This is a genomic window from Sphingomonas citri (assembly GCF_019429485.1).
Classification (GTDB): Bacteria; Pseudomonadota; Alphaproteobacteria; order Sphingomonadales; family Sphingomonadaceae; genus Sphingomonas; species Sphingomonas citri.
Map to the genome: position 1 here is coordinate 402,284 of NZ_JAHXZN010000002.1, position 24,617 is coordinate 426,900.

The window sequence follows — 24,617 nt, forward strand, 5'->3', positions numbered from 1 at the left end:
CCTAGCGCCCGCGCGGCTGAACCGCGGCTGAGCGGATGAGGGCGATCGCGTTCTACTGCTGATCCGCCCCAAGGAGGATTCTTCTGCAAAACCCTTCCGTCATCCCCGCCTCGGTCCGGGATCCACCGTGCCGCAAACTCTGGAAGCGTTGTCTGCGCGGAGAAGTGGATGCCGGAACAAGTCCGGGATGACGGTGAGTGACAAGCGTTCTGGAGGGAGCGCAGAGGAACGCTGCAAGGAAAGGGTCAGCGAGCTACCGCCGTCTCGCCTTGAGCAGGCGGCATTTGCCCTTGCGGCACTCGGGCGGCGCATAGGCGCCGAGGTAGATCGGCGGCGGCGCCACCGCCGCGATCACCACCGGGTCGCGCGCCACGGCGGGCTCGGCCGGAAAGGCCGTACGCGCGCGGGCGAACAGCGCGCGGGCACGCGCTGCCCCCGGCGCGGTCGCGCTGGCGCCGACCCAGCGCCAGTGCCACGGCTCCCACTTCACCCGCTGGCGATTGCCCGCCGGGAAGGACATCTCGAAGCCGTAGCGCGCGGCGTTGGCGACGAGCCAGCGGAACGCCGGCGTCGCCGCGCCGCACGCCTCGGCGTCGGGGCAGTCGTTGACGCGCGGGCGAAAGGCGAAGTCGAGCGCATAGCCGGTCGCATGTTCGCTGTGCCCCGGCGGCGCCACCGAGAGCGCGCGCTCGCCCGCCGCGGTCTGCGCCTCGCGGCAGAACACCGCCTGCTGGTAGCTGATCGAACGGTGGCACGACAGCGCGCGCACCTGCCCACCTGAGGCGGCGATCAGCCGCGCGAGGTCGGGTATCATGTCGCGGCGCAGCACGCAGGGCCCGACCGCCAGCCCCTCGGGCACCGCGACCAGCTCGCCCGGCGGCGCGTCGCCATAGGGCAGGTGCCCCAGCGCGCGCCCGTCCGCGCCGACGCGCACGTTGCTGTTGTCGCACAGCTGCGCCTGCGCCGGCGCGGCCAGCGCGAGCAGCGGGGCGGCGAGGATGAGGGAGGCGCGGCGCATCGCGCCCTCTGGCCACGGCGGCGCGGCGATGGCAAGGGCAGTGCGCATGTTAGGCGACCGGGTCCTGTTCCTCGACGGCGAGGCGTTGATCATCGACAAGCCCGCCGGGCTGCCGGTAGATCCGCCGCGCGACGGCGGGCTCAGCCTGGAGAACCACCTCTCCTCGCTGACCTTCGGCTTCCGGCGCTGGCCGGTCGCGGTGCACCGGCTGGATCGCGACACCAGCGGCTGCCTGCTGCTCGCGCGCAATCCGAAGGCGCAGGCGCGCTTCCAGCAGGCGTTCGAGGCGGGGCAGGTGCGCAAGCGCTATCTCGCCATCCTCGACGGCCTGTCCGGGGGGGAGCGCGGCACGATCGAGCTGGCGCTGCGCAAGGTATCCACGGCCGAGCGCGGCTGGCGCATCACGGTCGACCCGCGCGGCAAGGCGGCGCGCACCGACTGGGAACTGCTCGACACGCGCGACGGGCGCGCGCTGGTCGCCTTCACCCCGCACACCGGGCGGACGCACCAGCTGCGCGTCCACGCGCAGCAGGGGCTGGGCGTGCCGATCGTGGGTGATCCGGTCTATGGCCGCGCCGATCCGGCGGGGATGATGCTCCACGCCGCCGCGATCGCGCTGCCGCGCCCCGGCAAGGAGGACGCCGCGGCGGAGGCGCCCTGGCCCGAGCGCTTCGCCGCGCTCGGCTTCGCCGCCGGCTGAGCTGCGCGCCGCATCGGCGCCGATTAGTCGAACGTCGGCTTCTTCCGCCCCGCTTTCACGCCCGATCGCCCTTTCTTGGCGTCCACCCGTCGGGTCTGCGACGCGCGCGTCGGGCGCGTCGGACGGCGCTTGGCCTGGACGACCGTCGATTCCTGAATCAGCGCGACGAGACGCTCCAGTGCCTCCTGCCGGTTGACGTGCTGCGAGCGCGATCCCTCGCTCCGCAGCACCAGCACGCCGGCCGCCGTCATCCGCGATCCTGCCAGCACGGCGAGACGCTCCTTCACCCGCTCGGGCAGGTCGCTCGCCGCGACGTCGAAGCGCAGGATCACCGCCGAGTCGGTGGTGTTGACGTGCTGCCCGCCGGCGCCCCCGGAACGGGTCGCGGTATAGTCGATCAGGTCGTCCTCGATCGAGAGCGAGCGGGTGACGGGGAGGCGGGCCATGGCGGTATATAACGCCGACGGGGGCGAGTGCGATGGGCTCGAAGGGGCCGATGCTGCGCCCTTGCCGAGCCGCGGCCGCCACCGCCGCAACATGGCGGCCAAACGGACGCAACACAGCGACACGCGAGCGAGACGCGAGCGGCGCACCTCGCCTCGCGCCGGCCTCCCCCTGCCGGCGCAACGAGGAAGTTGGTATGTACATCTCGTCCCGCAGCCGCGCGCCGCAGCCGCGCCAGGCCCCGCCGCCGCTGGTCGACAATCCCTTCGCCGCCGAGCTGTTCGCCACCGGCTGCGCCGGCTTCACCAGCCTGGGCGGCACGGTGGTGCTGACGCTGGAGGCGGCGCGCTGCGATCACTCGGGCGAGACGCCGGTGGTGGAGCGCGTGGTCGCCGGCCGGATCGCGCTGACGATCGCGGGTGCGCAGGCGCTGGCGGCGGGGCTGAACCAGTTTCTCGACCAGCAGGGGCTCGCCCCCGCGCGCGCGGGCGGCCATCAGTGACGGCGCTGCGATGCTGGCGCGCCGGCGCTTCCCGACCAGCGATCACGCTTGAGCGGAGCGGGAGCGCATCCTGGCCGCTGTGCGAAGCCGGTTACAGCCGGGTGGTGGTGCACTGGACCGTGCGGGGCTGATCGACCACCGCCGCGTCGTGGCGGCCCCGCGCCGCCCGGCGCGCCCGCCTCTGGCGCGATCCTGGGTGAGCTCCTAGGTCGGCAGCATGTATCAGTTCGCCGTCACCGCCGAGTCGAAGCCCCACCGCTACGACGATCTGTCCGCCGCGCTCGACGCGCTGACCGGCGACGAGCCCGACCCGATCGCCAACATGGCCAATGCCGCGGCGCTGCTGTGGCAGTATCTGCCCGAACTCAACTGGGCGGGCTTCTACCGCATGATCGGCGACGAGCTGGTGCTCGGCCCGTTCCAGGGCAAGGCGGCCTGCATCCGCATCGCACTGGGACGCGGTGTGTGCGGCACCGCCGCGGCCGAGCGGCGCACCCAGCTGGTCGCGGACGTCCACGCCTTCCCCGGCCATATCGCCTGTGACGCGGCGAGCCGGTCGGAGCTGGTGGTGCCGATCGTCTACGAGGGCCGCCTGCTCGGCGTTCTCGACCTGGACAGCCCGGTGCCGGAGCGCTTCGACGCCGAGGACGCACGCGGCTGCGAGCGGCTGATGGCGCTGCTCGCCCCGCGCCTGGCGGGCTGAGGCGCTACTTCCTCTCGCGGCCCGCGAAGGTGACGAGGCTCTCCGCCCCGTCGGCGCCGATCGCGGCCACGCCGAAGAAATGGTCGTCGACCGGCACGCCGGCGACCTCGAGCGTCGTGCCCGTCGCCTCGCGCGAGTCGCTCCACGCGGCGGCGTCGGCGCGGCGCCAATAGACCTTGTAGCGCGCCGCCCCCTCGACCGGCGCCCAGCTCACCTTGGTGTCGTAGGACAGCGCGCCCGAGATCGCCGCGCTCGCCGGCGCGGCGGGGGCGGCGGCGAGCCGCGCGATCGTCGCGACGTTGATCGCGGTCACCTTGGCGAGATAGCCGAAGTCCATCCCTTCGATCGTGTCGGCGTAGACGCGGCCGTTCTCGGTGCGCACGTCCTGGTGCTGGCGGTCCCAATTCTCCGCCGCGACCGAGAAACGCACCGCGGGATAGCCCTGCTTGAGGAAGGGTTCGTGGTCGCCGCCGCGGCCGAACCGGTCGGGGCGACGATCGACGAAGACGCCGAAGCCGCCGGGCAGCGTCGTCGCGACGCCGCCGATCATCTTGGCGAGCGCGCGGCTGGGTCCGTCGTCCTCGCCGCCCAGCCCACGCCGCTCGATCGCCTCGCTCAGCGACTCGCTGGCGCGGATCCCCTCGGAGAAGACGCGGACGTAGCGGTCGTTGACCACGCCGCCCTGCCCCAGCGAGTTGCCGACGATGTCGTTGTTGAGCATCGCGTCTACCTGCCAGCCGCGCGCGCGCGCGGTCTCGGCGAGCAGCGTCGCGCCCCACAGCCCCTGCTCCTCGCCCGAGAAGGCGACGTAGACGATATTGGCGCGGAAGCGCTCGCGGTGGAGCAGCCGCGCCGCCTCCAGCACCAGCGCGACCCCGCTGGCGTCGTCGTTGGCGCCGGGCGCGTCGCTGGTGACGTTCATCACGTCCGTGACGCGGCTGTCGATATGTGCGCCGACGATGACGTAGCGGTTCGGGTCGGTGCCGCGCTGGACGCCGAGCACGTCCTCGATCACCACACCGTCGGGCGCGCGCGGGCCGGTGAAGCGGCGCGACAGCCGCTCGGTCGCGATGCAGCCGCCGCAGTCGCGCGACAGCTTCGCGAACTCGCCCGCGACCCAGGTTCGCGCCGCCCCGATGCCGCGCCTCGGGTCGGTCGCCGAGGACAGCGAGTGGCGGGTGCCGAACGAGACCAGCTTCTCGACCGTGGCGCGCTGCCGCTCCTGCGACACCGCGTCGCGCGCGGCGGCGGGGGTGGCAAGCGTCAGCGCGAGCAGCGCGGCGGCGGAAAAGCGAAGCGTCATCCGTCGCTTGTGGCCGGGCGACGCGGGCGACGCAATCGCTTGCTGGACGAGGCCGCCGCATCTCAGGCATGACGTGCCACACAGGAACGATCAGCGAGAGGAGCGGCGCCATCACTCGACGCCTCGAACATTTCCCCAACCTGGTGACGATGTTCTTCACCCGTGCCGCCGAGAAGGGCGACGCCCCGTTCCTGTGGACCAAGCGCGACGGCGCGTGGCGCGCGACCAGCTGGCGCGAGGCGGCCGAGACGGTGGCGCGGCTCGCCGCCGGGCTGCGCGCGATCGGGCTGGAGCGCGGCGATCGCGTCATGCTGGTCAGCGAGAACCGCCCCGAATGGTGCCTGTCCGACCTGGCGATCATGGCGGCGGGTTGCGTGACGGTGCCGACCTACACCACCAACACCGAGCGCGATCACGCCCACGTCATCGAGAACTCGGGCGCGAAGGCGGTGATCGTCTCGACCGACAAGCTCGCCCGCACGCTGATGCCCGCGATCCTGCGCTCGATCCGCCCGCAGATGCTGATCGGCATCGACCCGATGCGGCTCGGCCAGACTCCGATCGAGGTGCACGACTGGCGTGCGCTGATCGAGCGCCACCCCGCCGAGGTGGGCGCCGCCGCCGACCGCGCCGCCGCCGAGCTGAGCCGCGACGACCTCGCCTGCATCATCTACACCTCGGGCACGGGCGGCGCGCCGCGCGGGGTCATGCAGCATCACGGCGCGATCCTGCACAACGTCAACGGCTGCATCGTCATCATCGCCGAGGATTTCGGCTGGGACGACGAGGTGTTCCTCTCCTTCCTCCCGCTCAGCCACGCCTATGAGCATAGCGGCGGCCAACACCTGCCGATCGGGCTCGGCGGGCAGATCTATTATGCCGAGGGGCTCGAGAAGCTCGCCAGCAACATCGAGGAAGTGCGCCCCACGATCATGGTGGTGGTGCCGCGCCTGTTCGAGGTGCTGCGCACGCGCATCACCAAGGGGATCGAGAAACAGGGCGGCACGCCGCAGAAGCTGCTGCGGCTCGCGCTCGAGGTCGGCTCCAAGCGCTACGAGGGCCGGCTGGGGCTGCGCGACCGGCCCGCCGCGCTGCTGGTCGACACCCTGTTCAAGCGCAAGATCGCGCGCAAGTTCGGCGGCCGGATCAAGGCGATGGTGTCGGGCGGCGCGCCGCTCACGCCCGAGGTGGGCGTGTTCTTCCAGTCGCTCGGCATCTGCTTCCTGCAGGGCTATGGCCAGACCGAGGCGGCGCCCGTGATCTCGTGCAACCGCCCCTCCGCCGGGCTGCGCATGGACTCGGTCGGCCCACCGCTCGCCGAGACCGAGGTGCGGATCGCCGAGGACGGCGAGATCCTCGTGCGCGGCGAGCTGGTGATGCGCGGCTATTGGCGCAACGAGGCGGAGACCGCGCGCGTGCTGAAGGACGGCTGGCTGCACACCGGCGACATCGGCGAGCTCGACGAGCGCGGCCGGATCCGCATCACCGACCGCAAGAAAGACCTGATCATCAACGACAAGGGCGACAATGTCGCGCCTCAGAAGGTGGAGGGCATGCTGACGCTGCAGCCCGAGATCGGCCAGGCGATGATCTACGGCGACCGCCGCCCGCACATGGTCGCGGTGCTGGTGCCCGACCCAGAGTGGACTTTTGACTGGGCGCGCGCGCAGGGGCGGCGCGATCCGATGACGCCGGACGATCCCGCCTATCGCGCCGCGCTCCAGGCGGCGGTGGACCGCACCAACAAGGACCTGTCGGTGACCGAGCGCGTGCGCCGCTGGATCGTCGCGGACGAACCCTTCACGATCGAGAACGAGCAGCTCACGCCCAGCCTCAAGATCCGCCGCCACGTTCTGCGCCAGGTCTATGGCGCGCGGCTCGACGCGCTGTACGGGGGGTGAGGCGTGTCGACATACAGCCGATCCTCCCCTCGCACGGGAGGATCGTCCCCCCTTGGATGCCGATATAACTAAGCGGAACGGCGCCACCGCCCCTCCCCGCCGCAGCGCACCTTAGCGAGGGCCACCACCCCGGCGTTCGCCGGGTGGTACTTGATCGTGCCGACCGGCGGAAAACTTGAACGACGCTACTTTGCCGGCGCTGCCTGGAGCGGCGATCCGGCCGGCGTCGCCGCCCCCGCCCCGCCCGCGGCCGCCTTGGGCACCACCGCCATCGTCCAGTCCTTGTCGGGCCGCAGATATTTGGCCGCGCTCGCTTGGAGCGCCTCCGGCGTGATGCCGGTCATGTCGCCGATCAGGCTCTGGCTCGCCTCGATCCGCTTGGGATCGAACGTGCCGCCCGAGGTCTGGATCAGCCAGAACTGGTTCCCTGAGGAGGCGCGCGCCATATATTGCAGCATCGGCACGATCGTGCGCCGCAGCTCGTCCGCGCTGATCGGGGTCGACACCAGCTCGGCCGCGATCTCGCGCGACAGCTGGAAGAACAGCGGCACCTTGTCGGGCGCTACCTTGCCCACCGCGATCAGCCGCCCGCCGCCGGGCAGCCCTACCGGCCACTGGCTCTGCGCGGTCGGCGAGTAGCTTGCCCCCGCCACCGAGCGAAGACGGTCGAACAGCCGGTCGGCGAACACCGCCGCCAGCACGTCGAGCCGGCGCTGCTCAGCATGGTCGGCCGAGCCGCCCCCGGTCGGCCAGGCGATCACCGCGGCGGCCTGGTTGTCGTCGCCGTCATGCGTGCGCATCACCGGCGTGACGTTGTGCGCGGGGAAGCGCACCGGCGCGCCCGTCCCCTCGTCCGCGCGACGCGGCTTGAGCGCGCCGAAGCTCTTCGCGATCGCGGCGATCGCCTCGTCGCCCTTGACGTCGCCGAACACGTCCACCTCGATCGGCCCGGTCGCCAGCAGCGGCTGCCATAGCTTCTTGAAGTCGCGCGCGTTGAGCGCCTGGATCTGCGCCAGCGTCGGCATGCCCCAGCGCGGGTCGCCGTCGCGCAGCAGCCCCTCGAGGTCGCGCGCCAGCACGCCGTCGGGCGACGAGTTCAGCCCGGCATAGCCCGTCAGCATCGCCGCGCGCGCGCGCGCCACCGGCGCCGCGTCCCAGCGCGGCGCGGCGAGCTTGGCCGCCATCAGCGTCAAGTTGTCGGCATAGTCGCTCGGCGTCGTCTGCGCGCCCAGCAGGAAAGCGTCGTCGCCGATGTCGAAATCGAGCCCCATGCGGCGCCCGGTCGTGAGCGAGTCGAGCGCGCCCTGGTCGAGCGTGCCGATGCCGCTGGCGATCAGCGCGGTCTCGCCCGCCCAGGCCGGGGTCGGCCGGTCGCCCGGCAGCGCCTGATAGCCGCGCCCGAAGCGCACGCGCAGGTAGACGCGCCCGGTCTCGGACGGGTTGGCGTAGATCAGCGCGCGCACGCCGTTGGCGAAGGTCACCTGCTCCATCGGCGGGTCGCCCACGGTGGCCCGCGCGGTCGCCTGGCCGGGGGTGCCGAGCTTGGGCACCTTGGAAAAATCGACCGAGCGCTGCTCGGCGCGCTTGCCCGCCAGCTTGGAAACGTCGGCGGTGAGCGCGGCGGCCAGCTTGGTCGCGGCGCTGGCGTCGGGCGTGCGCGTGTTGAGCAGCGCGCGCTGGACGTCGCCCTTGAACAGGCGGTTGGTCGACTCGATCATCGCCGCGGGCGTGAACATGCCCTTGGCACGCGCGTCCTGCAGGATGTCGTAGCTGGTCTTCGGCCCCGCCACGGTCTCGCGGATGTCGAGCGCGTTGACCATGTCGTCGGCCTGCTTGGCGCCGGCCTCGACGCGCGCGGTGTCGACGTCGTTCTTCATCGCGGCGTCGAACTCGGCGAGCTCGCGATCGACCTCGGCCTGGGTCGGCGGCGTCGCCATCGCGTCCGCAACCACGGCGCGCACGTCCTTGAGCGCGGCCTCCCAATCGTCGCCGATCGGGATCACGTTGGTGAAGGTGCCGTTGGCCGAGCGCGACACGTCGTCGAGGCTGACCGAGGCCTGGAGGAAGCTCCCGCCGGCACGCGCGCGCGACTCGAGCCGGCGGTTGATCAACCGGATCGCGAGGAAGTCGACCAGCCGCTTCTGGTTGAAGATGATCGTGTCGTCGCGATATTCCCACGGCCGCAGCGCCGCGGTGGCGACCACCGGCGGCAGCGACGGCTCGGCGATGGTCTTGGTCGCGGGCGCCTTGGGATCGGGCTTGCCGAAGTCGGGGTCGGCCGGGTCGGCGCCCTTGCCCGTCCAGGTGCCAAAGTTCTTGACCACCAGTTTCGCGGCGACGTCGGGATCGATGTCGCCCGAGATGATCACCACCGCGCGCGCCGGGCGGTACCATTTGTCGTGGAACGCCTGCACCGTCGCGGGCGTGGCCGCCTCCAGCGTCTTGATCGTGCCGATCGGCGAGCGCTCGGCGAGCGGCTGGCCGGCGAAGAAGGTCTGGCGGATCGCATCGCCGTAACGCACCTGCGCGCCCGGCGCCTCGCGCTGCTCGGCCAGCACCGCGGGGCGCTCGGCGGCGAGGCCCGCGTCGGTGATCGCGGGCTCGGCCATCATGCCGGCGAAGATCTTGAGGCTCTCGTCGAGCTTGACGTCGGTCGCGCCGGGCAGGTCGAGCTTGTAGACCGTCTGCGTCGGCGTGGTGGAGGCGTTCGAGTCCGAGCCGAAGGTCGCGCCGAAGCGCTGCCACACGCGCTTGGCCTCGCCGTCGGGCACGTAGCGCGAGCCGCGGAAGGAGAGATGCTCGATCAGGTGCGCGAAGCCCTGCTCGGCGTCGCTCTCGTACAGCGAGCCGGCGTCGATCCGCACGCGCACCGCGACCTGCCCCGGCGGCACGCCGTTCTTGCGCACCGCGTAGCGCAGCCCGGTCGGCAGCGCGCCGAAATGCCACTCGGGATCGGGCGGGATGTCCGATCCCTTGAACAGCCACGGCGAGGTGTCGACGCGGATCGCCGGCGCGGGCGCGGCGGCGGTGGGCCTGGCGGGAGCCGCCGGCGCGCGGCGCGCGCGCTGCTGCGCGGGCAGCGGCAGCGACACGGAGACGAGCAGGAGGGCGACGAGCGGCTTCGCGAGCGCGCGCGAATACGAATACATGGCCGCGCTTGTAGGGCGCGCGCGGGCCGGCGGCAACTCACGCCAGTGAAACGATCCTTTCCCGTGCCCGAGCAAGCCTTTGCCAAGCGGATGCCACGTTTTGGTCGTGATGCGGGTTTAGCCGACGGGAAAGAGAGAGCGGCGGCGCACGCTGCCGCGACGAGGACGTTTTCGATGAAGCACGACAGCCGTTTGGCACAGGCGCGGATGTGGCAGGACAGCGGCGATGCCGCCGACCCGGTGCTGGTACCCGATCTCAACGTGATCTCGGGCGCGCCCGTTCCCGGCGCAGCGATGCGGGCCGACACCAACCGCCCGCTGCTGATCCGGGTCGGCAAGCACCTGCGCGGCGTCTTCGACCGGTTGATCGCGGGCTCGTCGCTGGTGCCCAACGATCCGGTGCTGGACGTGCGCGATTTCGCCTGGACCGCGCTGCTGCGCGAGCATTGGGAAGCGATCCGCGACGAGGCACGCGCGGTGGCGCTGGTCGGCAACGCCGCACCGAGCCTGGCGACGATCTCGCCCGACCATCGCGCCATCGCCGAGATCAACAAGTGGCGCTCCTTCTTCCTGTGGGGTTATGGTTATCCGATCCACGACAATCTGGCGCGCTGCCCGCGCACCCAGAAGGTGATCGAGCAGATCCCGGGGCTCAACTCGGCCTTCTTCTCGATCCTCGCGCCGGGGACTCACATTCCCGACCACCGCGGCGTCACGAAGGGGCTGATCACCTGCCACCTCGGGCTGATCGTGCCGCGCGACGGCGACGTGCGGATGCGCGTGGACGATCGCGTCGTGCGCTGGGCCGAGGGCGAGACCCTGGTGTTCGACGACACCTACCGCCACGAGGTGTGGAACGACACCGCCGGCACCCGGGTGGTGCTGCTGATCCAGTTCGAGCGCCCCTTGCGCAACCCGGGCAGGTGGTTCGCCGACCTGTTCCTCGGCGCGGTCAAGCGCTCCGCCTTCGTGCAGGAAGCGCGTGCCAACGTCGCCAAGTGGAACGCGGCGGTGCAGCAGCTGGACGGGTAGGTTGCCGATCCTCCCTTGCAGGGGAGGACTTCCGCTCTCCCCCTCGAAACAATCCCTTTCGCTGCGCCCGCTTGATCCCCCGCCGCGCAGGCGCCACATGCCGATCATGCTGATCGAGACCGAAGCCACGCCGAACCCGGCGACCGTGAAGTTCCTGCCGGGGCGCATCGTGATGGACGCTGGCACGCGCGACTTCGCGACACCCGAGGAGGCCGAGGCCAGCCCGCTCGCGGTCGCGCTTTTCGACCTGGGCGACGTCACCGGCGTGTTCTTCGGGCGCGACTTCGTCTCGGTCACCGCCGCGCCGGGGGTGAGCTGGAGCGAGCTCAAGCCCGACGTGCTCGCGCTGCTGATGGAGCATTTCACCGCGCAGATGCCGCTGTTCCGCACCGGCGGCGCGGACTTCAGCGTGCCCGCGGAAGAAGAGAGTTTCACCGACGATCCCGCCGACGCCGACATCGTCGCGCAGATCCGTGAGCTGATCGACACGCGCGTCCGCCCCGCGGTGGCCAATGACGGCGGCGACATCGTCTATCGCGGCTTCGACAAGGGCAAGGTGTTCCTGCGCATGCAGGGCGCCTGCTCGGGCTGCCCCTCCTCCACCGCGACGCTCAAGAACGGCATCGAGCAGCTGCTGCGCCACTATGTCCCCGAGGTGACCGAGGTGCGCGCGGTCTGACGCGCGCGCCCGATCGCTCCCCCTCCCCTACCGACAGGATCGCCATGCCCGCGCTCGACCGCCCCCTCGACGATGCCGCGCTCGACCAGCTGTTCCGCAGCGCGCGGACCTTCAACCACTATCGCGACGAACCGGTGCCCGAGGAGACGCTGCGCGCGATCTGGGACCTGATGAAGATGGCGCCGACCTCGGCCAACCAGCTGCCCGCGCGGCTGGTGTGGTGCGTGTCCGACGAGGCCAAGGCGCGGCTCGCCGCCGCCTGCTCGGCGACCAACAAGGACAAGGTGCTCGCCGCGCCGGTCAGCGTCGTGATCGGCATGGACACCGACTTCCACGAGCATCTCCCCACGCTTTTCCCGCACGTCGACGCCAAGAGCTGGTTCGACGGCAATCGCGAGCTTCGCGAGGCCTCGGCGTTCCGCAACTCGTCGCTGCAGGGCGCTTACCTGATCCTCGCGGCGCGCGCGCTGGGGCTCGGCGTCGGGCCGATGTCGGGGTTCGACGCCGGCGCGGTGGACAAGGCCTTCTTCGCCGACACGCCCAACGTCCGCACCAACTTCATCGCCACGCTCGGCTACGGCGACACCGCGACGCTGCACGAGCGCCTGCCGCGCCCCGCGTTCGAGACGTTCAACCGTATCGCCTGACGTGCGCGACCGGCTGCTCGTCATCGACACCGCCACCGCGGCCTGCTCGGTCGCGCTGTTCGAAGGCGAGCGCCTGATCGCGCACGCGCACGAGGAGGTGGGGCGCGGCCATGCCGAGCGGCTGGTGCCGATGATCGCCGGACTACCCGACGGCGGCCGGGCTACGCAGATCCTGGTAGACGTCGGTCCCGGCAGCTTCACCGGCATCCGCGTCGGCATCGCGGCGGCGCGCGCGCTCGCGCTGGGCTGGGGCGCCGAGGTAGCGGGCTATGGTGCACTCGCGCTCGTCGGCGCGGCCGCGCTCGCCGGAAACACCGATTTCGCGGCTCTTGCGGTGATCGCGGAAGGCGGGCACGGTGAGGTCTTCATGCAGCGTTTCGCTCGCCCGTTCCGGCCGCTCGACACGCCCCGCTCGCTCACGCCGGCGGCGGCGCTGGCCGAGCTCGACGGCGCCGCGGCGATCGGTACGGGCACGCGCTGGCTCGCCGCACTCGACGCCACCGTCGCCGATCGTCCCGCGCTGCCTTACGCGGCACACGCGCTGCTGCTGCCCGCCGCCGAACGCGCTCTGCCGGCGCTGCCCTTCTACGGCCGCGCACCCGACGCCAAGCCGCCGGCGCCGCGCGCCGCGTCGTGAGCGCGCGCGTGCGGCTGGTCGAGCTCACCGCCGGGGCCGCCGCCGACGCCGAGGCGATCGACCGCGTGATGGGCGCTGCGTTCGATCCGCGCTACGGCGAGGCATGGACGCGCAGCCAGTGCGTCGGCATCCTGGCGATGCCGGGCGTGTGGCTGACGCTGGCGCGGGTCGAGGGCGCGGTGGTCGGCTTCGCGCTGAGCCGCGCGATCATGGACGAGGCCGAGCTGCTGCTGATCGCGGTGGACCCGGCGCACGCGCGCACCGGCATCGGCGCGACGCTGCTGCGCGGGGCGATCGCCGAGTGTCGCTCGCGCGGGGTGAAGCGGCTCCATCTCGAGGTGCGCGCCAACAATCCCGCGGTGGCACTCTACGCCGGGCACGGCTTCCGCCGCGCCGGGGTGCGTCGCAACTATTACCGCAACCGTGACGGTGAGACCTTCGACGCGCATACCTACGCGCTCGCGCTGGAGTGAGGCAGGCGGCGACTCGCGGCCGAGCGGCCGCCGGCCGCGCAGCGCCCGCCTCGCCGCTATCTCGCCCGGAGCAACCCACTGCGAGGACGGCAATTCTCTTAGTTGCGAGTCGCTAGCGCTTTTCGCAACAAGCCGGACGCACTACATAGGGTCGCATGGCTCGTAAGATCGATCTCGAAGCGCTCTGTCAGGAGAAGGGGCTGCGCATCACCGAACAGCGCCGCATCATCGCGCGCGTGTTGTCGGAGGCGGAGGATCATCCCGACGTCGAGAAGGTTTACGCCCGCGCCTCGGCGATCGACCCGGGCATCTCGATCGCCACGGTCTACCGCACCGTGCGGCTGTTCGAGGAGGCGGGCATCCTCGACCGCCACGATTTCGGCGACGGCCGCGCGCGCTACGAGCCCTCGCCGGAAGCGCATCACGACCATCTGATCGACGTCGAGACCGGCAAGGTGATCGAGTTCGTCGATCCCGAGCTGGAGCTGCTGCAGAAGGCGATCGCCGAGCGGCTCGGCTTCCGTCTGGTCGACCACCGCATGGAATTGTACGGCGTCTCGCTCGCCAAGAAGTGAGGCCGGTGGGGTCGCTGTGATCCGGCTGCTCCGGGTTCATCTCGGCGGCTCGCCTGGTGGTGCGACGCGCGCGCCTTACCACAGCCGACCACCCCGGCGCACGCCGGGGTCCAGGTGGGAAGGCCGTGGTGGCTCCGCCGAGACCTTCCCCAATTGGACCCCGGCGTGCGCCGGGGTGGAGCCGCCTTTGGAGGACAAGCGAGCGGACGTCCCGGCGCGTGCCGGTCCCGTCTCCCTCCCGCCGCCCGCGTGATCGCCTACCTTCGCCTCGCCGCGCTCGTCGCCTGGCTGCTCCTCGCGCTGCTGCTTCACGGCCTATGGCGGTTGGTGCGCGCGCGCTCGCCCTGGCCGAGGCGCTTCCTCGGCGTCTCGGCGTGGCTGTTCGGCGCGCGCGTGCGCGTCCTCGGCACGCCGCTGCGACGCGACGCGGTGCTGCTCGCCAACCATCTCAGCTGGCTCGACATCCTCCTGCTCGCCGGCGCCAGCGGCTGCGCCTTCGTGGCCAAGGCCGAGCTGCGCGCGGCGCCGCTGGTCGGCTGGCTGAGCACGCTCAACCGCACCGTCTTCGTCCGCCGCGGGGACCGGATCGGCGTCGCCGACCAGGTGGGCGCGCTGCGCACCGCGCTCGCCCGCGGCCAGCCGGTCGCGATCTTTCCCGAGGGCACGACGAGCGACGGCGCGACGCTGCTGCCGTTCAAGGCCGCGCTGCTCGCCGCGCTCGACCCGCCGCCGCCCGGACTGATGGTGCAGCCGGTGCGGATCGACTATGAGCCCGCCGCGCGCGCGCTCGCCTGGGTCGGCGACGAACCCGGCACCGCGCACGCGCGCCGCGTGCTCACCCGGCGCGGCACGTTCGTGGCGACGCTGCACTTCCTCGAAGCCTTCGCCCCCACCGGCGACCGCAAGGCGATCGCGGCCGAGGCGCGCCGCCGCATCCTGGCCGCGGGTAGCGAGGCGGACGCGTTTCCGGTAGAGCGCGCGCCATGTCCGTGACTGCCAAGACCCCGCCCCAGACCTTCCACGTTAAGTCGTTCGGCTGTCAGATGAACGTCTATGACGGCGAGCGCATGGCCGAGCTGATGGCGGCCGAGGGGCTGGTCGGCACCGCCGACGCCGACGCCGCCGACCTGGTGGTGCTCAACACCTGCCACATCCGCGAGAAGGCAACCGAGAAGGTCTATTCGGACATCGGCCGGCTGCGCAAGCGCGCGCGCGAGCGCGGCGCGGACGCGCCGATGATCGCGGTGGCGGGCTGCGTCGCGCAGGCCGAGGGCGAGGAGATCGTGCGCCGCGCCAAGGTCGACGTGGTGGTCGGCCCGCAATCCTATCACAACCTGCCCGAACTGGTCGCGCGCGCCGCGTCGGGCGAGGCCGCGCTCGACACCAACATGCCGCTCGCGTCCAAGTTCGCGCACCTGCCGGCGCGGCGCCGCGTCGGCGCGAGCGCCTTCCTCACCGTGCAGGAGGGCTGCGACAAGTTCTGCACCTATTGCGTCGTGCCCTACACGCGCGGCGCCGAGGTGAGCCGGCCCTATGCGGCGATCCTCGACGAGGCGCGCGCGCTGGTCGACGCCGGCGCGCGCGAGATCACCCTGCTGGGGCAGAACGTCAACGCCTGGAGCGACGACGACGGGCGCGGGCTGCACGACCTGATCGTCGCGCTCGACCGGCTGCCGGGGCTGGCGCGGATCCGCTACACCACCAGCCACCCCAACGACATGGCGCAGGGGCTGATCGAGGCGCACCGCGACGTCGCGTCGCTGATGCCCTTCCTCCACCTGCCGGTGCAGGCGGGCAGCGACCGCGTGCTCCGCGCGATGAACCGCGCGCACACGGTCGACGGCTATCTCCGCCTGCTCGACCGCGTCCGCGCGGTGCGGCCCGATATCGCGCTGTCGGGCGACTTCATCGTCGGCTTTCCCGGCGAGACTGAGGCCGAGTTCGCCGAGACGCTGCGGCTGGTCGACCGGGTCGGCTATGCGCAGGCGTTCAGCTTCAAATATTCGCCGCGCCCGGGCACGCCCGCCGCCGACCTCGCCGCGGCCGTGCCCGCGGAGGTGATGGACGAGCGGCTGCAGCGACTGCAGGCGGCGCTCAACCGCGACCAGGCCGCCTTCAACGCCGCATCGGTCGGGCGGCGCTGCACCTTGCTGATCGAGCGGCGTGGCAAATTGCCCGGGCAGTGGCTCGGCAAGTCGCCGTGGCTCCAGTCGGTCCATCTCGTCGGCGACCATGCGATCGGCGATCTGGTCGAGGTGACGCTCGCCGCGGCGGGGCCGAACTCGCTCACCGGCGCGGTGGCGGTCCGCGACGCCGCCTGAGGCGAAGGGTGGCGTAGCACACCACGCGTGCAACTTCGCGAGGCGAGACCCCGCGAGAGCTCACCGCTGTTATCAACCACTGTCATCCCGGCCTTGAGCCGGGATCCATGGTCCCGCGAGAACAACAGCTGAGGCGCGCGTCGCACGAGGGATGCCGGGTCAAGCCCGGCATGACGATGTGGGCGCACCATGGCCTCGCAAAGCGGTCGGAACGTGGCGACGTCAAACAATGCGACCACCTTTCCCACTCAAAGCCGCGGCCCGCGCCAGGGCATGATCGGCCGGCCTAGGACCGCAGCCGCGCCACCACCTTGATCTCGAAATCGAAGCCCGCGAGCCAGGTAACGCCGACCGCGGTCCAGGTCGGATAGGGCGCGGCGCCGAAGACCTCCCCCTTCACCTTCATGATCGTCTCGAACTGCGTCGCCGGATCGGTGTGGAAGGTCGAGACGTCGACCACGTCGTCGAAGTCGAGCCCGGCCGCGCCCAGCACGTTCGCGAGATTGGCGAAGGCGCGCCGCACCTGCGCCTCGAACTCGGGCTCGGGCGAGCCGTCGTCGCGGCTGCCGACCTGGCCGGAGACGAAGAGCAGGTTGCCCGCGCGTACCGCGGGAGAATAGCCGTGCGCGTCATAGAGCGCATGGCGATGCGGCAGGTCGACGACGTCACGCTGGCTCATCGGTCTTCTCCTCTTGCGCAGGCACTGGATCACGCCTGCCACTTGACATACGCTGCGTAGGTTAAGGCATACGCGCCGTATGTCAACTCGCATACGTCACGTATGCCAGGGAGACGATCCGAGATGGCGGGACGCCGTGCCGAGACCACCGAGGCGAACCGGACGCGACTTCTCGCGGCCGCGCGCGCCGCCTTCGCCGAGCACGGCTACGCCGGCGCCTCGATGGACGAGCTGACCGCGGCCGCGGGGCTGACGCGCGGCGCGCTCTATCACGGCTTCGGCGACAAGAGGGGCCTGCTCGCCGCCGTGGTCGCGCAGATCGACGGGGAGATGGCCGCGCGCGCGCGCGCGGCGGCGGCCTCCGCCCGCGACGATTGGGACGCGCTGCTCGCCGAGGCCGCCGCCTATATCGAGATGGCGCTCGATCCCGAGGTGCGTCGCATCGTGCTGCTCGACGGTCCCGCCGTGCTGGGCGACCCGTCGCGCTGGCCGAGCCAGAACGCCTGCCTCGCCGAGACGCGGGACACGGTGGCACGCCTCGTCGCCGCCGGGACGATGCGCGCGGTCGACGTCGAGGCGGCGGCGCGGCTGCTGAGCGGTGCCGCGCTCAACGCCGCCCTGTGGGTGGCGGCGAGCGAGGCGCCTGACGTCGCGCTGCCGCGCGCCCTCGACGCCTACGCGCTGATGGCCGAGGGGCTGCGCGCGCGCTGACCCATGCCGGCGCGAGGTGCTGGACGCGCTCGCGCGGCGGGACGAGGCTGCGCGTCGTGATCGGCGCGCTCCCTCCGACCCTGATGATCCGCTGCCTGCTCGCCGACCTGCTCGCCGGCGTGATCGCCGACCTGACCCCGGTGCTCGGCGCGCGGGTCGAGCGGGTGCTGATCTACCTGCTGCTGTTGCGCCGCACGCTGGACGGCGCGCGGCCGACCCCGGTGCTCGGCGTCGGGGAGACGCTGGCCATGCCGTTCGAGACGGCGCGCCGTCACGTCGCCGCACTCGCCGCGGCAGGGCGGTGTCGCCGCGTCGCGGGCGGGATGATCGTCGCAGGCCGTCCGCTGGACGATCCAACGCTCGGGCCGCGCCTCGCGCGCGTCCACGATCGCACCGTCGCTCTGGTCGAGCGGCTCGCCGCAGCGGCGCTGCTACCCGTGCTCACCGCCGTGCCGGGAGCCTATGACTGGACCGTGGGGCTGGCGATCGCGGTCGATCTCACGCTCGCCATCGCGGCGGCGGAACAGTGGCGCTGTGCCAAGCCGGTCGACCGCGTGCTCCTCGCCGCGTTACTGGCGGGCAATGCCGCGGCGATCACCGCCGATCCGGCCTTGTTCCGCCGCGCCGCGCCGCCGCACCAGCTCACACCGGGGTGGCGACCGGTGCGTGGCCGCCTCGTCGCGGAGGCGCTGCATCTGCCCGAGGCGACGGTACGGCGACGGTTCGTTAATCTCGGCGCGGCGGTGGAGGTGACCGCGGACGGCCTCGCCCTTCGCCCCGACTGGCTCACCGATGCCGCGGGCGAGGCGGTCGGCGCGGCGTTGAATGGCGCGCTGCGGCGTCACCTCGCGCAGCTGGCGCGGCATCGGTTCCCGCTCGACGCGGCCGCCACGGCGTACCGTCGCGGCACGCCCGCATCGCTGAATTTCGGTTAGCCGCCCCGCGATTTCGGCTTGTCCGCCGCGTCGCGCCTGCCACACTCGCCGCGATGCCATTGCGTCACCGCCCCTCGCGCCTATCTCCCGCCTCAACCGGCGCGTCCGCCGCCGTGCAAGGAGCCGCATGAGCCGAAAGCCCGTTCCCGCCCAATCCGGCGAGCGTTCCCGCGTCGAGCTGTTGTTCGACAAGCCCCAGCTGCTCAGCCAGCTGTTCGGCCAATATGACCAGCATCTGGTGGCGCTCGAGAACCGGCTCGGCGTCTATATCACCGCGCGCGGCAACCGCGTCGGGCTGGAGGGCACCGCCGAGCAGGTGGCGCTCGCGCGCGACACGCTCAACGACCTGTACCACCGCATCCAGCGCGGCGAGGAGGTCGACACCGGCCTGGTCGACGCCGCGATCGCGATGGCGGCCGAGCCGGTGCTCGACGGCATCATCCGCGCCGACTCGGGCAGCGGCGCGCCCTCGGTGATGATCCGCACGCGTAAGAAGACGATCGTGCCGCGCACCCCCGCGCAGGCACATTACATGCGCGAGCTGACCTCGCACGAGATGATCTTCGCGCTGGGGCCGGCGGGCACCGGCAAGACCTATATCGCGGTGGCGCAGGCGGTGTCGCAGCTGATCTCGGGCAGCGTGCAGCGGCTGATCCTGTCGCGCCCCGCGGTGGAGGCGGGCGAGAAGCTAGGCTTCCTGCCCGGCGACATGAAGGAGAAGGTCGACCCCTATCTCCGCCCGCTGTACGACGCCCTGCACGACTGCCTCCCCGCCGAGCAGGTCGAGCGCCGCATTGCCAGCGGCGAGATCGAGATCGCGCCGATCGCCTTCATGCGCGGCCGCACGCTGGCCGACGCCTTCGTGATCCTCGACGAGGCGCAGAACACCACGCCCGCGCAGATGAAGATGTTCCTCACCCGCTTCGGCCAGAACAGCCGGATGGTGATCTGCGGCGACCCCAACCAGACCGATCTGCCCGGCGGCGTCCCCGCCAGCGGGCTGGCCGACGCGACCTTCCGGCTGGAGGGCGTGGAGGGCATCTCTTTGTGCCGCTTCACCGCGGGCGACGTGGTGCGGCATCCGATCGTCGGGCGGATCGTGGAGGCGTACGAGGGCAAGGAGGCTTGATCCGGCGGGATATCCTTCTTGCCTAGACGGGATATACGGAGGCATCATGGGTGCGTTGTATATCAAGAACGACGAGACCGCCGATCTGGCACGCGAGGTGGCGGAGCTGCTGCACGTCACAAAGACCGCGGCGGTACATGACGCGCTGCTGCACCGACGAGACGCGCTGATGGCGGAGCGCGGGCGCACCATCCATGAGCGGCTCGACGCGTGGCGGGCCGCGCATCCGCTCGGCGAGGCCACCGGGCGCGAGGCGGACAAGGCCTTCTACGACTCGCTCAACGACGAGGACGGCGGTTGACCGTCTTCATCGACGCCTCGGCGCTGGTGGCGATCGCGACGGGGGAGCCGGACGCGCGCGAGCTGGAGGCTAACTTCGGCGCGGCAGAGCGACGGCTCTCCTCTCCGATCGCGCTCTGGGAGACGGCGCGAGCGGTGGCGTACGAGCGAAAGATAACGATCGACGACGCCTATGCGGAATTGACGACGCTGTTGCACGAATTCGCGGTCGATCTCGTGGCGATCGGCGAGGCGGAGGCGGTCGCGGCGATCGCGGCCCACGCTCGTTACGGCCAGGGCACTGGTCACCCGGCGCGACTCAACATGGGCGATTGTTTCGCTTATGCCTGCGCCAAGACCCATGGCGCCGCCCTGCTCTACAAGGGCGACGATTTCTCGCACACGGACCTCGCCTGACATGATCCACGTCGAACTCACCCGCGAGGAAGCCTGGCCCGACGAGGCGTGGGAGCAGCGCGCGCTCGCCGCCACCCGCGCCGCGGTGGCGCATACCCCACACGGCGAGCTGCTCACCACCCGCGCCGCGGTGGAGGTGAGCGTGCGGCTCACCGACGACGCCGAGGTCCACGCGCTCAACCGCCAGTATCGCGGCAAGGACAAGCCCACCAACGTGCTGTCCTTCCCGATGGTGCAGCCCGACCTGCTCGCCACCGTGAGCCAGAACTCGGACGACGGCGAGCTGCTGCTCGGCGACATCGTGCTCGCGCACGGCGTCTGCGCGCGCGAGGCGGCGGAGCGCGGGATCGCGGTCGCCGATCATTTCACCCACCTTGTGGTGCACGGCACGCTGCATCTGCTAGGCTATGACCATATGACCGACGAAGAGGGGGACGCGATGGAGGAGATCGAGCGCGCCGCGCTCGCCGATCTCGGCGTCGCCGACCCCTATCTCATACGCGAGGACTGACGAACGGCGATGGCCGACGACCGAAGTAGCGCCGGTAACGGCGACCACCACCACGAACCCGGCATCTGGTCGGGCCTGCGCAACCTCATCTTCGGCGAACCGCACGAGGCGACGCTGCGCGAGGTGCTCGAGAAGGCGATCGACCGTTACGAGGAAGACCCGGCGCCCGATCTGAAGGGCGATCTCACCCCGCTCGAGCGCCAGATGGTGCGCAACCTGCTCCACTTCAGCGAGCGCGACGCGGGGGGCATCGGCGTGCCGCGCGCCGACGTGGTGGCGGTGGAGGAGGCGACCAGCTTCGCGCACCTGGTCGAGGTATTCGCCGAGGCGGGGGTGAGCCGCCTGCCGGTCTACCGCGAGAACCTCGACCACATTATCGGCATGGTCCATATCAAGGACGTGTTCGCCATCCTCGCCCGCGGCGGCGAGCCGCCCGCGACGATCGCGGCGCTGATCCGCCAGCCTTTGTACGTGCCGATGAGCCGCGGCGCGCTCGACCTGCTCGCCGACATGCGCCAGTCGCGCATCCACCTCGCGGTGGTGCTGGACGAATATTCCGGCACCGAGGGGCTGGTGACGATCGAGGACCTGATCGAGGAGATTGTCGGCGAGATCGAGGACGAGCACGACGACGCCCCCGAGGTGCTGCTCGTCCCGCTCGACGGCGGCGCCTGGGAGGCCGACGCACGCGTCGAGCTGGAGGACGTCGGCGAGACCGTCGACGCGCGGCTCGCCGAGGCGGAGAGCGACGTCGACACGATCGGCGGCCTCGCCGCGGTGCTCGCCGGACGCGTGCCCGAGGCGGGCGAGTGCGTCGATCACCCGAGCGGGTGGCGGATCGAGGTGGTCGACGCCGACTCGCGCCGGATCAACCGGCTGCGCCTTCACCCCCCGGTGCCGGAGCCGGAGGACGTCGACGCCTGAGGCGCATCGCGGCGAAGCGAGGCAGGTCGGGGTTGCCCCGTAGCGGCGGGTTGCGCTAGCCCGAAGCGAGGGTTCGGGGGCGGTCCGCCGCTCCCCACGCGACCGACCACGTCAGCCCTTCGGGTCGCCCGACAGGCAGCTGGGTCGGGGGTCGCCGGCGTGCCCCCCACGCCGGCGGCCCAACCTCGCCGGCGGCTCTTGCCTAAGCGCACGCCTCTTCGGCCGCCGATCTCAACGATTTATTTACCTCTTTGCAGTCTAATCGCGGCGCTGCCCGCGTCATGCGCGGGGCTCGGAGGTGTTCGATGGCGTCTCTCCTCGCCGCGCTGTTGCTTCAGGCGGCGGCGCCGGCCGCGCTCGCGACCCATGGCGACTGGATCCTCGGCTGCGACAATCAGCGCGCCTGCGACGCCCTGGTCCGCGATAGCGGCGGCAGCGAGCCGCGGCTGCGGCTGGCGCTGCGCCGCGACGGCGCGGCGACGGCGCAGGCGCGGCTCGACGTGCCCCTTCCCCTCAGCGTCGCCGCGGCCAGCCGGGTCACGCTCGCGGTCGACGGGCGGCCGCTCGCGCAGCTGATCGCGCCCGGTGGTGGGGGTGGGCTCGCGCTGCCCTTCGAGGGCAAGCTCGCCGCCGCGCTGGTGCGCGGGCGACGCCTGACGTTGTTGGCGTCGAGGCGGCACGTGCTCGCCGGCGCCTCGCTCCTCGGGCTCGGCGCGGCGCTGCGCGCCATCGACGCGGCGCAAGGGCGCGATGGCAGCGCCGCGGCGCTCGTCCCGTCCGAGCGCGGCGCCGTCCCCGCGCCATTCGCGGCCGTTCCGCCGCTGCCGGTGATCGACCAGCCCGAGGTGACCGGCGAGGCGCCGCGCCGCTTCTCCGCCAAGGACGCGCGTAAGCTGCTGGGTCGCGCCGCCGCCGACTGCGCCGAGGCACGGACATGGCGGCTCGACGCCGCGCACACGCTCCTAGCGCTCGACCCCGGCTGCGCCGCCACGCACGGGCTCGCTGCGCTGTACCTGCTCCCGCCGAAGGGTTCCGCGATCGCGGCGACGACCGACCGCGCACCCGCCGCGTCGCCACCGGGCTGGGATCCCGCGCGACGGCGCCTGATCAGCGCAGCGGGCCCGCTCCGACAGGAATATGCCTGGGATGGCGAGCGTTTCCGCCTGGTGCTCGAGCAGCACGACGCCGCCTTGCCGGACGCCAGCGGCGACGAGGACGTGATCACGACGTGGCGCGCCACGGTGGCGGTGCACTGAACGCCGGCGCTGTCTGCGGCCAGGGTCCGTACTCAATCGCAGCAAGGATCGTGATCGCCCGCGCAAGGCCGCCCACGAGGGGCGCAGCGCAGCCGGGTAGCTGCGCTACCCGCAGGGAAGCGACGATGCTGGGCGACCTTGCGCGGGCAACCGCTTCGCGGCGGGCGGATTTCGGCGCCATGCGGTGTCGCGCGTCGGTCACGATGCATGAGCATCGCTCCCTCCTTGCTCCTAGCCTGGCGCCAAAATCCGCGTCGTCACGACCTTGCTGCGATTGAGTACAGACCCTAGGCCGTCACCCGCGCGCGGCGGCGCATCCCCTCGGCGCTGGCGAGATGGTGCGCGTGGGTGATCGCCACCGCCAGCGCGTCCGCGGCGTCGGGGCCTGCGAGCCTGGCGCCGGGCAGAAGGACCCCCATCATCGCCTGGATCTGGCGCTTCTCCGCGCCGCCGGTGCCGACCACCGCCTTCTTCACGGTGGAGGGATGATATTCGCCTATCGCCAGTCCGGCCCCCGCCGCGGCGAGCAGCACCACGCCGCGCGCCTGCCCCAGCTTGAGCGTCGACTGCGCGTTGGTGTTGCCGAGCACCTCCTCCACCGCGGCCGAGTCGGGACGCTCGGCGAGGATCACGTCGGTCAGCGCGGCATGCAGGTTGGACAGGCGGCGCGGCAGCGGCATCGACGGATCGGTGCGGATCTGCCCGTTGGCGACGTGGCTCAGCCGATTCCCGTCGGCGTGGATCACGCCCCAGCCGGTGGTCCCGAGCCCGGGATCGAGGCCGAGGATGATCATCGGCTCCTCCCCGCGGCGGGGAGGATCGCGATCAACCCAGCTTCTCCATCACCGCGTCGGAGACCTCGTAATTGCCCCACACGGTCTGAACGTCGTCGTCGTCGTCGAGCGCGTCGATCAGCTTGAACAGCGTCGCCGCCTCGTCCTCGCCGACCTCGACCATCGTCTGCGGGCGCCACGCCAGCTTGGCGCCCTCGGCCTCCCCCAGCACCGGCTCCAGCGCCTTGGCCACCTCGTGCAGGTCCGCCACCGCGGTCCAGATCTCATGGCCCTCGTCGCTCGAGGTGACGTCCTCGGCGCCCGCCTCGAGCGCGGCCTCGAACACCTTCTCGGCGTCGCCCGCGCTCGCGGGATAGGTGATCAGCCCCACGCGGTCGAAGGCGTGGCTCACCGACCCGCTCGCGCCGAGATTGCCGCCGTTCTTCGATACCGCGGTGCGCACGTTGGTGGCGGTGCGGTTGCGGTTGTCGCTCAGCGCCTCGATGATGAGCGACACGCCACCGGGGCCGAAGCCCTCGTAGCGGATCTCCTCGTAATTCTCGGTGTCGCCCTTGCTCGCCTTGTCGATCGCGCGCTGGATGTTGTCCTTGGGCATCGACTGCGCCTTGGCGGCGTTCACCGCGGCACGCAGGCGCGGATTCATGTCCGGATCGGGCAGACCCATCTTGGCCGCCACGGTGATCTCGCGGCTGAGCTTGGAGAACATGCCCGAGCGCTTCTTATCTTGCGCACCCTTGCGGTGCATGATGTTCTTGAATTTGGAATGGCCTGCCATGACTGCCTCTAGCGGGTAATCCCGAGCCTTTATCCCGCGGAGACGCGCGATGCCAGTGCGGGGCGTGAGGCGCCTGCGAGAGGCGAGTGGGCCGATCGCCGCGCCCTTCCGACTTGAGCCTAA

General features: G+C 71.6%; 27 protein-coding genes. 20 read left to right on the forward strand and 7 right to left on the reverse strand.

Annotation, left to right across the window (positions count from 1 at the left end; genetic code table 11):
- Positions 1-253: 253 nt before the first annotated feature.
- Positions 254-1,066, reverse strand: coding sequence for a M15 family metallopeptidase (locus tag KZ820_RS09940; protein ID WP_258048013.1), 813 nt, complete (start codon positions 1,064-1,066; stop codon positions 254-256).
- On the opposite strand from KZ820_RS09940, the gene KZ820_RS09945 reads away from it, so the two are divergent.
- Positions 1,065-1,718 carry an RluA family pseudouridine synthase gene (locus tag KZ820_RS09945; protein WP_219748455.1) on the forward strand — a complete coding sequence of 218 codons (654 nt, stop codon included), beginning with the start codon at positions 1,065-1,067 and terminating at the stop codon, positions 1,716-1,718. The two genes, KZ820_RS09940 and KZ820_RS09945, sit on opposite strands and share 2 nt — an antisense overlap.
- A 23-nt stretch (positions 1,719-1,741) precedes the next feature.
- On the opposite strand, the gene arfB is transcribed toward KZ820_RS09945, so the two are convergent.
- Complete coding sequence (arfB, locus tag KZ820_RS09950) at positions 1,742-2,164, reverse strand: alternative ribosome rescue aminoacyl-tRNA hydrolase ArfB (RefSeq protein ID WP_219748456.1); 423 nt, start codon at positions 2,162-2,164, stop codon at positions 1,742-1,744.
- Between the two features lie 194 nt (positions 2,165-2,358).
- Between arfB and KZ820_RS09955 the strand changes: the two genes are divergently transcribed.
- Complete coding sequence (locus KZ820_RS09955) at positions 2,359-2,664, forward strand: hypothetical protein (RefSeq protein ID WP_219748457.1); 306 nt, start codon at positions 2,359-2,361, stop codon at positions 2,662-2,664.
- 217 nt (positions 2,665-2,881) lie between these two features.
- Complete coding sequence (gene msrC / locus KZ820_RS09960; RefSeq protein WP_219748458.1) at positions 2,882-3,367, forward strand: free L-methionine (R)-S-oxide reductase MsrC; 486 nt, start codon at positions 2,882-2,884, stop codon at positions 3,365-3,367.
- A gap of 4 nt (positions 3,368-3,371) precedes the next feature.
- On the opposite strand, the gene KZ820_RS09965 is transcribed toward msrC, so the two are convergent.
- On the reverse strand, positions 3,372-4,670 hold the full coding sequence (locus tag KZ820_RS09965) for a M20/M25/M40 family metallo-hydrolase (protein WP_219748459.1): 1,299 nt from the start codon (positions 4,668-4,670) through the stop codon (positions 3,372-3,374).
- Positions 4,671-4,738: 68 nt separating this feature from the next.
- Between KZ820_RS09965 and KZ820_RS09970 the strand changes: the two genes are divergently transcribed.
- The gene (locus KZ820_RS09970) at positions 4,739-6,571 is read left to right on the forward strand and encodes an AMP-dependent synthetase/ligase (protein WP_219748460.1); all 1,833 of its coding nucleotides are present in this window, start codon (positions 4,739-4,741) and stop codon (positions 6,569-6,571) included.
- Between the two features lie 185 nt (positions 6,572-6,756).
- Here KZ820_RS09970 and KZ820_RS09975 read toward each other — a convergent pair whose 3' ends face one another.
- Entirely contained in the window at positions 6,757-9,720 is a 2,964-nt protein-coding gene (locus tag KZ820_RS09975; RefSeq protein ID WP_219748461.1) for a M16 family metallopeptidase, read from the reverse strand.
- Between the two features lie 174 nt (positions 9,721-9,894).
- Here KZ820_RS09975 and KZ820_RS09980 point away from each other — a divergent pair, with 174 nt between their 5' ends.
- From KZ820_RS09980 to miaB, 8 genes are all read left to right on the forward strand, one after another.
- Positions 9,895-10,752, forward strand: a complete 858-nt coding sequence (locus KZ820_RS09980) for an aspartyl/asparaginyl beta-hydroxylase domain-containing protein (protein WP_258048014.1) — start codon at positions 9,895-9,897, stop codon at positions 10,750-10,752.
- A gap of 106 nt (positions 10,753-10,858) precedes the next feature.
- Positions 10,859-11,431, forward strand: coding sequence for a NifU family protein (locus tag KZ820_RS09985; protein WP_219748583.1), 573 nt, complete (start codon positions 10,859-10,861; stop codon positions 11,429-11,431).
- A gap of 44 nt (positions 11,432-11,475) precedes the next feature.
- Positions 11,476-12,078, forward strand: coding sequence for a malonic semialdehyde reductase (locus tag KZ820_RS09990; RefSeq protein ID WP_219748462.1), 603 nt, complete (start codon positions 11,476-11,478; stop codon positions 12,076-12,078).
- Between the two features lies 1 nt (position 12,079).
- On the forward strand, positions 12,080-12,715 hold the full coding sequence (gene tsaB, locus KZ820_RS09995; RefSeq protein WP_219748463.1) for a tRNA (adenosine(37)-N6)-threonylcarbamoyltransferase complex dimerization subunit type 1 TsaB: 636 nt from the start codon (positions 12,080-12,082) through the stop codon (positions 12,713-12,715).
- Entirely contained in the window at positions 12,712-13,188 is a 477-nt protein-coding gene (gene rimI, locus KZ820_RS10000) for a ribosomal protein S18-alanine N-acetyltransferase (protein ID WP_308462184.1), read from the forward strand. The genes tsaB and rimI overlap by 4 nt, the downstream gene beginning before the upstream one ends.
- A 155-nt stretch (positions 13,189-13,343) precedes the next feature.
- Positions 13,344-13,763: a Fur family transcriptional regulator gene (locus tag KZ820_RS10005; protein WP_132908705.1), complete on the forward strand. Its 420-nt coding sequence runs from the start codon at positions 13,344-13,346 to the stop codon at positions 13,761-13,763.
- A 249-nt stretch (positions 13,764-14,012) separates the two neighbouring features.
- Positions 14,013-14,756: a lysophospholipid acyltransferase family protein gene (locus KZ820_RS10010; protein ID WP_219748464.1), complete on the forward strand. Its 744-nt coding sequence runs from the start codon at positions 14,013-14,015 to the stop codon at positions 14,754-14,756.
- Positions 14,747-16,084 carry a tRNA (N6-isopentenyl adenosine(37)-C2)-methylthiotransferase MiaB gene (gene miaB, locus KZ820_RS10015; RefSeq protein WP_219748465.1) on the forward strand — a complete coding sequence of 446 codons (1,338 nt, stop codon included), beginning with the start codon at positions 14,747-14,749 and terminating at the stop codon, positions 16,082-16,084. The genes KZ820_RS10010 and miaB overlap by 10 nt, the downstream gene beginning before the upstream one ends.
- Before the next feature lie 286 nt (positions 16,085-16,370).
- On the opposite strand, the gene KZ820_RS10020 is transcribed toward miaB, so the two are convergent.
- The gene (locus KZ820_RS10020) at positions 16,371-16,763 is read right to left on the reverse strand and encodes a RidA family protein (protein WP_219748466.1); all 393 of its coding nucleotides are present in this window, start codon (positions 16,761-16,763) and stop codon (positions 16,371-16,373) included.
- A gap of 123 nt (positions 16,764-16,886) precedes the next feature.
- On the opposite strand from KZ820_RS10020, the gene KZ820_RS10025 reads away from it, so the two are divergent.
- The 8 genes from KZ820_RS10025 to KZ820_RS10060 all read left to right on the forward strand — a co-directional run bounded on the left by KZ820_RS10025 (position 16,887) and on the right by KZ820_RS10060 (position 22,925).
- The gene (locus KZ820_RS10025; RefSeq protein ID WP_219748467.1) at positions 16,887-17,474 is read left to right on the forward strand and encodes a TetR/AcrR family transcriptional regulator; all 588 of its coding nucleotides are present in this window, start codon (positions 16,887-16,889) and stop codon (positions 17,472-17,474) included.
- A 56-nt stretch (positions 17,475-17,530) separates the two neighbouring features.
- The gene (locus KZ820_RS10030; RefSeq protein ID WP_219748468.1) at positions 17,531-18,409 is read left to right on the forward strand and encodes a hypothetical protein; all 879 of its coding nucleotides are present in this window, start codon (positions 17,531-17,533) and stop codon (positions 18,407-18,409) included.
- A gap of 127 nt (positions 18,410-18,536) precedes the next feature.
- Positions 18,537-19,538 (forward strand): PhoH family protein, encoded by a 1,002-nt coding sequence (locus tag KZ820_RS10035; protein WP_219748469.1) that lies wholly within the window; start codon positions 18,537-18,539, stop codon positions 19,536-19,538.
- Positions 19,539-19,584: 46 nt separating this feature from the next.
- Positions 19,585-19,839, forward strand: coding sequence for a type II toxin-antitoxin system VapB family antitoxin (locus KZ820_RS10040; RefSeq protein ID WP_219748470.1), 255 nt, complete (start codon positions 19,585-19,587; stop codon positions 19,837-19,839).
- Positions 19,836-20,234 (forward strand): type II toxin-antitoxin system VapC family toxin, encoded by a 399-nt coding sequence (locus KZ820_RS10045; RefSeq protein ID WP_219748471.1) that lies wholly within the window; start codon positions 19,836-19,838, stop codon positions 20,232-20,234. The genes KZ820_RS10040 and KZ820_RS10045 overlap by 4 nt, the downstream gene beginning before the upstream one ends.
- Position 20,235: 1 nt before the next feature.
- Positions 20,236-20,745, forward strand: coding sequence for an rRNA maturation RNase YbeY (gene ybeY, locus KZ820_RS10050; protein ID WP_219748472.1), 510 nt, complete (start codon positions 20,236-20,238; stop codon positions 20,743-20,745).
- A gap of 9 nt (positions 20,746-20,754) precedes the next feature.
- Positions 20,755-21,669: a hemolysin family protein gene (locus tag KZ820_RS10055; RefSeq protein ID WP_219748473.1), complete on the forward strand. Its 915-nt coding sequence runs from the start codon at positions 20,755-20,757 to the stop codon at positions 21,667-21,669.
- A gap of 305 nt (positions 21,670-21,974) precedes the next feature.
- The gene (locus KZ820_RS10060; protein ID WP_219748474.1) at positions 21,975-22,925 is read left to right on the forward strand and encodes a DUF1176 domain-containing protein; all 951 of its coding nucleotides are present in this window, start codon (positions 21,975-21,977) and stop codon (positions 22,923-22,925) included.
- A 287-nt stretch (positions 22,926-23,212) separates the two neighbouring features.
- On the opposite strand, the gene ruvC is transcribed toward KZ820_RS10060, so the two are convergent.
- Both ruvC and KZ820_RS10070 read right to left on the reverse strand, forming a co-directional pair.
- On the reverse strand, positions 23,213-23,719 hold the full coding sequence (ruvC, locus tag KZ820_RS10065; RefSeq protein ID WP_219748475.1) for a crossover junction endodeoxyribonuclease RuvC: 507 nt from the start codon (positions 23,717-23,719) through the stop codon (positions 23,213-23,215).
- Between the two features lie 31 nt (positions 23,720-23,750).
- The gene (locus KZ820_RS10070) at positions 23,751-24,494 is read right to left on the reverse strand and encodes a YebC/PmpR family DNA-binding transcriptional regulator (RefSeq protein ID WP_132909489.1); all 744 of its coding nucleotides are present in this window, start codon (positions 24,492-24,494) and stop codon (positions 23,751-23,753) included.
- Positions 24,495-24,617 lie beyond the last annotated feature (123 nt).

Coding starts and splice junctions, on each gene's coding strand:
- KZ820_RS09990 (WP_219748462.1), top strand. CDS start 11,476: ATGCCCGCGCTCGACCGCCCCCTCGACGATGCCGCGCTCGACCAGCTG.
- KZ820_RS09965 (WP_219748459.1), bottom strand. CDS start 4,670: ATGACGCTTCGCTTTTCCGCCGCCGCGCTGCTCGCGCTGACGCTTGCC.
- KZ820_RS09985 (WP_219748583.1), top strand. CDS start 10,859: ATGCTGATCGAGACCGAAGCCACGCCGAACCCGGCGACCGTGAAGTTC.
- KZ820_RS10070 (WP_132909489.1), bottom strand. CDS start 24,494: ATGGCAGGCCATTCCAAATTCAAGAACATCATGCACCGCAAGGGTGCG.
- miaB (WP_219748465.1), top strand. CDS start 14,747: ATGTCCGTGACTGCCAAGACCCCGCCCCAGACCTTCCACGTTAAGTCG.
- KZ820_RS10020 (WP_219748466.1), bottom strand. CDS start 16,763: ATGAGCCAGCGTGACGTCGTCGACCTGCCGCATCGCCATGCGCTCTAT.
- KZ820_RS10025 (WP_219748467.1), top strand. CDS start 16,887: ATGGCGGGACGCCGTGCCGAGACCACCGAGGCGAACCGGACGCGACTT.
- KZ820_RS10060 (WP_219748474.1), top strand. CDS start 21,975: ATGGCGTCTCTCCTCGCCGCGCTGTTGCTTCAGGCGGCGGCGCCGGCC.
- KZ820_RS10005 (WP_132908705.1), top strand. CDS start 13,344: ATGGCTCGTAAGATCGATCTCGAAGCGCTCTGTCAGGAGAAGGGGCTG.
- ruvC (WP_219748475.1), bottom strand. CDS start 23,719: ATGATCATCCTCGGCCTCGATCCCGGGCTCGGGACCACCGGCTGGGGC.
- ybeY (WP_219748472.1), top strand. CDS start 20,236: ATGATCCACGTCGAACTCACCCGCGAGGAAGCCTGGCCCGACGAGGCG.
- KZ820_RS09970 (WP_219748460.1), top strand. CDS start 4,739: ATGACGTGCCACACAGGAACGATCAGCGAGAGGAGCGGCGCCATCACT.
- KZ820_RS09975 (WP_219748461.1), bottom strand. CDS start 9,720: ATGTATTCGTATTCGCGCGCGCTCGCGAAGCCGCTCGTCGCCCTCCTG.
- KZ820_RS10040 (WP_219748470.1), top strand. CDS start 19,585: ATGGGTGCGTTGTATATCAAGAACGACGAGACCGCCGATCTGGCACGC.
- KZ820_RS09955 (WP_219748457.1), top strand. CDS start 2,359: ATGTACATCTCGTCCCGCAGCCGCGCGCCGCAGCCGCGCCAGGCCCCG.
- KZ820_RS10035 (WP_219748469.1), top strand. CDS start 18,537: ATGAGCCGAAAGCCCGTTCCCGCCCAATCCGGCGAGCGTTCCCGCGTC.
- KZ820_RS09945 (WP_219748455.1), top strand. CDS start 1,065: ATGTTAGGCGACCGGGTCCTGTTCCTCGACGGCGAGGCGTTGATCATC.
- KZ820_RS09980 (WP_258048014.1), top strand. CDS start 9,895: ATGAAGCACGACAGCCGTTTGGCACAGGCGCGGATGTGGCAGGACAGC.
- KZ820_RS10055 (WP_219748473.1), top strand. CDS start 20,755: ATGGCCGACGACCGAAGTAGCGCCGGTAACGGCGACCACCACCACGAA.
- msrC (WP_219748458.1), top strand. CDS start 2,882: ATGTATCAGTTCGCCGTCACCGCCGAGTCGAAGCCCCACCGCTACGAC.
- KZ820_RS09940 (WP_258048013.1), bottom strand. CDS start 1,066: ATGCGCACTGCCCTTGCCATCGCCGCGCCGCCGTGGCCAGAGGGCGCG.
- arfB (WP_219748456.1), bottom strand. CDS start 2,164: ATGGCCCGCCTCCCCGTCACCCGCTCGCTCTCGATCGAGGACGACCTG.